Origin of the sequence: Vibrio furnissii CIP 102972, assembly GCF_000176175.1 — a bacterium.
GTDB lineage: Bacteria > Pseudomonadota > Gammaproteobacteria > Enterobacterales > Vibrionaceae > Vibrio > Vibrio furnissii.
This window is the reverse complement of record NZ_ACZP01000016.1, coordinates 68329-74455: the sequence shown is the minus strand read 5'-3', so window position 1 is coordinate 74455 and position 6127 is coordinate 68329. Positions and strand designations below refer to the sequence as shown.

Below are 6127 nucleotides of genomic sequence, written 5' to 3'. Positions count from 1 at the left end.
CACTAAGATACTCTTCACATCTAAACCGTATCAATCTGTGTGAACACTCATCGCAATAATCATTCGTATAAGGAGGTGATCCAGCGCCAGGTTCCCCTAGCGCTACCTTGTTACGACTTCACCCCAGTCATGAACCACAAAGTGGCAAGCGTCCTCCCGAAGGTTAAACTACCTGCTTCTTTTGCAGCCCACTCCCATGGTGTGACGGGCGGTGTGTACAAGGCCCGGGAACGTATTCACCGTGGCATTCTGATCCACGATTACTAGCGATTCCGACTTCATGGAGTCGAGTTGCAGACTCCAATCCGGACTACGACGCACTTTTTGGGATTCGCTCACTTTCGCAAGTTGGCTGCCCTCTGTATGCGCCATTGTAGCACGTGTGTAGCCCTACTCGTAAGGGCCATGATGACTTGACGTCGTCCCCACCTTCCTCCGGTTTATCACCGGCAGTCTCCCTGGAGTTCCCGACATTACTCGCTGGCAAACAAGGATAAGGGTTGCGCTCGTTGCGGGACTTAACCCAACATTTCACAACACGAGCTGACGACAGCCATGCAGCACCTGTCTCAGAGTTCCCGAAGGCACCAAAGCATCTCTGCTAAGTTCTCTGGATGTCAAGAGTAGGTAAGGTTCTTCGCGTTGCATCGAATTAAACCACATGCTCCACCGCTTGTGCGGGCCCCCGTCAATTCATTTGAGTTTTAATCTTGCGACCGTACTCCCCAGGCGGTCTACTTAACGCGTTAGCTCCGAAAGCCACGGCTCAAGGCCACAACCTCCAAGTAGACATCGTTTACGGCGTGGACTACCAGGGTATCTAATCCTGTTTGCTCCCCACGCTTTCGCATCTGAGTGTCAGTATCTGTCCAGGGGGCCGCCTTCGCCACCGGTATTCCTTCAGATCTCTACGCATTTCACCGCTACACCTGAAATTCTACCCCCCTCTACAGTACTCTAGCCTGCCAGTTTCAAATGCAATTCCGAGGTTGAGCCCCGGGCTTTCACATCTGACTTAACAAACCACCTGCATGCGCTTTACGCCCAGTAATTCCGATTAACGCTCGCACCCTCCGTATTACCGCGGCTGCTGGCACGGAGTTAGCCGGTGCTTCTTCTGCAGCTAACGTCAAAGAATACCGCTATTAACGATACCCCCTTCCTCACTGCTGAAAGTACTTTACAACCCGAAGGCCTTCTTCATACACGCGGCATGGCTGCATCAGGCTTGCGCCCATTGTGCAATATTCCCCACTGCTGCCTCCCGTAGGAGTCTGGACCGTGTCTCAGTTCCAGTGTGGCTGATCATCCTCTCAGACCAGCTAGGGATCGTCGCCTTGGTGAGCCCTTACCTCACCAACTAGCTAATCCCACCTGGGCATATCCTGACGCGAGAGGCCCGAAGGTCCCCCTCTTTGAGCCGAAGCTATCATGCGGTATTAGCCATCGTTTCCAATGGTTATCCCCCACATCAGGGCAATTTCCCAGGCATTACTCACCCGTCCGCCGCTCGCCGCCCAACAAATCCCCCGAAGGTTCAATGTTGTCGCTGCCGCTCGACTTGCATGTGTTAGGCCTGCCGCCAGCGTTCAATCTGAGCCATGATCAAACTCTTCAATTTAAGATTTTGTGGCTCAATGAATACTGACTTCAAATTACCTTAGTAATTCAAAGCTATTATCGTTCCAACAGAACGATAATGAATTGACTGTGCCGATACCGAAGTATCGATTGGTCACTCAGTTCATTGATACCTAAATTGATTCTTTAGAATCATCTTCGATTATCATCAACGAGTGCCCACACAGATTGATAGGTTTATATTGTTAAAGAGCGTTGCTTTTTCGAAACTTTCTTCTCAAAGCGGAGGTGCATTCTAGCGAGATAACTGAGCGTGTCAAACACTTTTTTCAATTTTCTTTTTTAGAAGCTTTCACCTCGATGACAACCGCTGAAGCCTTGTGGCGTCTGCCGTGTCAGTGAGGCGGCATTATAGGGAGGATTTAAAACAGCGCAAGCGCTTTTTTAAAAAAACTTTAAAAAAAAGACCGTTCGATGAATAAAGCAACAAAAAGACTAAAAAGAGGGCATTTTTGCCCTCTTTGGCTGATTTACTACGATTTATACATTAGATAAAAGCGTACGCATCTGCGAACATTCGTTCTCTACTCGCTTGTTTCTTCTGCGTAAATAGTTCACGTGCAGCGCCCGCCATTTCAAAACGGCCCGCGATATAAATATCGAAATCTGCCAGTGAATCGAAATCTTGGTCAATCGCCTGAAGTACATTCCCCACTTTACCGGTCCAGCGCTCACTGGCATTTTCTACCACGGGAATAAAGTGGATATTCTCATTTTGGGCAGAAATAGCCTCCAACTCTGCTTTTGCATACAGTTGGTCTTCATCACGTCCACCCCAGTAGAGATAAATAGCATGAGGCATCTGTTGAGCCACGCAATGATCCAGAATTGAGCGGACATAACTGAAGCCCGTCCCACCAGCAATCAATAATAACGAACGTTCGCTGTCTTCTTGTACCCATGCATCACCATGCGGTGCATCGATGATGATATTGCTGCCCTGCTCGAGCGCTTGGCGCATAGCCTGTACCACTTCCAGTGCGTAAGCGTTGTGTTCCGCCGCACCGATGTGCAGCTCCAACTCGCCTTCATGGCGGCATGGACTACTGGCAATGGAAAAAGGACGTTTATCTTTTTCGCCCATTACGACCATCAGATACTGACCGGCTTTAAAGGCAACCGGCTGTTCCGGTTGCAGCAGGATCTGAAATGTATTGCTGGCTAATGGCTGAATGGACTTTACTTTACAATTAATGGTCATGAGCTTCCTTCTTACTTACTCTTCAAAAGTAAGTACTAAATGACTTTCTGCGAAGGCTTGGCAGGGAAAGATCCATCCTTGAGCTTGCTCTTTCTCTGTGAGCATAGGTTCAAGCTGGTAACTGACCTTACCTTCGACTTTGCGGCACAGGCACGCGGCACACGCACCGACCTGGCAACGATGAGGAAATGAAATCTGCTGGTTGAGCGCAGCATCCAGCACCGTTTGCCCTTCTTCGACTTCAAACTGAATATTGCTCGGAAGCAAACGCACAGTGTAAATCATAGAATACTTAACTCGTCCCAAATCGCATCGATTTTCGCGACCAGTTGAGGATTTTTCTTAATCGGCGTCCCCCACTCTCGTTGGACTTCACTTTCAAGCTTGTTGGTGGCATCCAGAACAAGTTTTGACACTTGTCCGTTTTGAGCAGGTATACGCACAGTATCACGGGCCGGATCCATTCGGGTAGTGATGGCCCAGATAATGTCATGCCAGTCGCGGATATTGACATCACCGTCACACAGCACCACAAATTTCACATCAGCATACGGTTCGAGGAAGGCCAATACTGACGCCATCACCGCTTGCGTTTCACCGACTTGTGTTTTGTTTATGTCAATCAATGCAAAACGGTTATTCGCGGCACAAGGTAGATACACCTCACGCACCAGTGGTTGCTGCAATTTAAACGCGTCAATCTCAGCGTCAGTGATCGCGACATGCGCGCACTCTTGTTCAGCATCCGACATCGCCAGCTCTGCTGGCCATTTGCGGGTTGCATCCATGCCCATTTTTGAGCCCAGCCCGGCCACTGGCGAAGCGAAGTCCAGCGAATCAATAGGCGTATGTTCAATCATCAAGGTATCGCGCATCGGCTCCATGTGCTCCGTCATGGCCGCAATAACATTGTTCCAATCGCGAGCATTGACGGATTCATCGCACACAATCACGTATTTGGTGTACATGAACTGACGCAGGAACGACCACACCCCCATCATGACGCGCTTCGCGTGCCCGGGATATTGTTTCTTCATGGTCACAACCGCCATTCGATAGGAACACCCTTCGGGCGGCAGATAGAAATCAGTAATTTCGGGAAATTGCTTTTGCAAAATCGGGACAAAGACTTCATTGAGTGCTACACCGAGCACCGCCGGTTCATCAGGCGGACGCCCAGTGTATGTGCTGTGATAAATCGGTTGATTGCGCATCGTCACATGCGTCACGGTAAACACATGATGGCGTTCGACTTCATTGTAGTAGCCGGTGTGATCGCCATACGGCCCTTCATCTGCGTACTCGTTCGGGTCGATGTACCCTTCCAACACAATTTCAGCACTGGCGGGGACTTCCAAATCATTGCTGATGGACTTGACCACTTCGGTTTTACTGCCACGCAGCAACCCAGCAAAGGCGTATTCTGACAACGTGTCCGGCACCGGCGTCACTGCCCCCAAAATGGTGGCTGGATCAGCGCCAAACGCAACAGAAACTGGGAAAGGTTCGCCCGGATGCGTTTCCATCCAGTCACGGAAATCAAGTGCACCACCACGATGCGCCAACCAACGCATGATGATTTTATTCTTGCCAATTTTTTGCTGGCGGTAGATCCCTAAGTTTTGGCGTTTCTTATTGGGGCCACGCGTCACGGTCAATCCCCAAGTTAATAGTGGGGCGACATCGTCCGGCCAGCAGCTCATCACAGGCACTTTATCGAGATCGACAGCGTCGCCTTGCCACACGATATCTTGGCACGGCGCGCGGCGTAGTCGCTTCGCTGGCATGTTGAGAACTTGCTTAAATACCGGCAGTTTGTCGATTGCATCTTTAAAACCGCGCGGTGGCTCGGGCTCTTTCAGGTAAGCCAATAATTTGCCGACCTCACGCAAGTCTTGAACCTGTTCACGCCCCATGCCCATGGCGACACGTTCAGGTGTACCAAACAAGTTAGTCAATACCGGAATCTCAGATCCAATCGGATTTTCAAACAACAAAGCAGGGCCGCCCGCGCGTAACGTACGGTCGCTAATCTCCGTCATTTCATAATGTGGGTCGATCGGGTGAGTAATGCGTTTCAGCTGACCATGCTTGTCCAGATGATCAAGAAAATCGCGTAAATCCTTAAAACTCATAGGGCTTCTGCTCATTGATTAATCTGCGCGCAGTATAACAAAAAGAGGAACTCTCGGTTCCTCTTTTGCGGTTTTGCTTGAATGACACGCGCTTATTGTGTGAGGACCTGCAAAATGGCATGGCTTTTCACTTGCCGATTGTTGAGCAGAATTTCTTTCAACCACGACTGGTACCCCTGATCGGCCAGCGCTTGGGCGACGATCGGTGCCTCGTCCGAATTTCCGAGTCGATCGACCAGAAACGTTTTCACCTCATCAGTCATCGGTTTGGTGCGTGTCAGTTCTTTGAGCGCTTTCGTTTTCAAACGAGGGTTATCGACGGCCGCCATGATTTGTTGCAAGGCAAACGTATCCCCCTGCTTTGCCAGACGATCCAACTCTTGTTCGACATGGAAGTCGGCGCGCATGAGCCACAACAACTTATACACTTGAGGATCTTCACTGACTTGCGCCATGCGTACCATCACCGCAGAAGAAGGTAACCAACTGGTGACTGCAGCCTGCGTCAGTTGATCGGTTAACGCTTTGACGGCCTCTGGAGAAAGGCTGTTGAATTCGCGCATCAATAGCGCTTCTCGCGCTTGCACTTGATGTTCATTGCCCGACAACCATTGACGCAAGTTCAGTTCGTAGCGCTCGGCTTTCAACACAAAGTCGAGTACGCTCTGATCTTGATTCCAGCGTTTAATCAAGCGATTCGCAATCCCCGGATAATCAAACGCCGGGACAGAAAATTCATAGCCTTCGCCTTTTTCCAGCACTTGATACACCGGTGCGACATGGCGCTGAGCGTCGACGAAATTCACCATCCGGGGGGACAAAATCAGTCGACTTTGCTCGAGATGTTGCAGCAACAGATAGCGCACGGCTTCCTGCTGTGGCAAAGCCAGCCGTTGCAAGGCAAAGCTTAACGCATCGGTATCGTCTTTCACGGCCATTTCGACCAGTTCCGCCACTTTTTGTTGCAACTGATGATCGTACAACAATTGTTGACGCGCTGTCGGCACCATTTCTACCGCCGACACGGGCACCACCCAGAGTGAAAGAGAGAGGAGAAGTGTAAACAACATTCCGTGTTGCATATTAACCTCCTGTTAACATTCTTAGCCATTGTGGGCGGTTCGTGGCGAGAATGCAAACAAAAACACCA

At 50.1% G+C, this 6127-nt stretch carries 4 protein-coding genes and 1 rRNA gene; all 5 read right to left on the bottom strand.

Features of this window, described 5'->3' with window-relative positions:
• Positions 1-68 precede the first annotated feature (68 nt).
• A 16S ribosomal RNA gene (locus tag VFA_RS18315) occupies positions 69-1621 on the bottom strand.
• Between the two features lie 507 nt (positions 1622-2128).
• The gene (gene fre, locus VFA_RS18310) at positions 2129-2842 is read right to left on the bottom strand and encodes an NAD(P)H-flavin reductase (RefSeq protein WP_004728350.1); all 714 of its coding nucleotides are present in this window, start codon (positions 2840-2842) and stop codon (positions 2129-2131) included.
• 15 nt (positions 2843-2857) lie between these two features.
• A complete protein-coding gene (locus tag VFA_RS18305) occupies positions 2858-3127 on the bottom strand; it encodes a 2Fe-2S iron-sulfur cluster-binding protein (RefSeq protein WP_004728349.1) in 270 nt (89 codons plus the stop codon).
• Positions 3124-4977: a 4-hydroxy-3-polyprenylbenzoate decarboxylase gene (ubiD, locus tag VFA_RS18300; RefSeq protein WP_004728348.1), complete on the bottom strand. Its 1854-nt coding sequence runs from the start codon at positions 4975-4977 to the stop codon at positions 3124-3126. The genes VFA_RS18305 and ubiD overlap by 4 nt, the downstream gene beginning before the upstream one ends.
• 92 nt (positions 4978-5069) lie before the next feature.
• Positions 5070-6059 carry a hypothetical protein gene (locus VFA_RS18295; RefSeq protein WP_038152530.1) on the bottom strand — a complete coding sequence of 330 codons (990 nt, stop codon included), beginning with the start codon at positions 6057-6059 and terminating at the stop codon, positions 5070-5072.
• Positions 6060-6127 lie beyond the last annotated feature (68 nt).

What these genes read in the sequence shown, in the direction of transcription:
- fre (WP_004728350.1), bottom strand. Translation starts at nt 2,842, where the DNA reads ATGACCATTAATTGTAAAGTAAAGTCCATTCAGCCATTAGCCAGCAAT.
- VFA_RS18305 (WP_004728349.1), bottom strand. Translation starts at nt 3,127, where the DNA reads ATGATTTACACTGTGCGTTTGCTTCCGAGCAATATTCAGTTTGAAGTC.
- ubiD (WP_004728348.1), bottom strand. Translation starts at nt 4,977, where the DNA reads ATGAGTTTTAAGGATTTACGCGATTTTCTTGATCATCTGGACAAGCAT.
- VFA_RS18295 (WP_038152530.1), bottom strand. Translation starts at nt 6,059, where the DNA reads ATGCAACACGGAATGTTGTTTACACTTCTCCTCTCTCTTTCACTCTGG.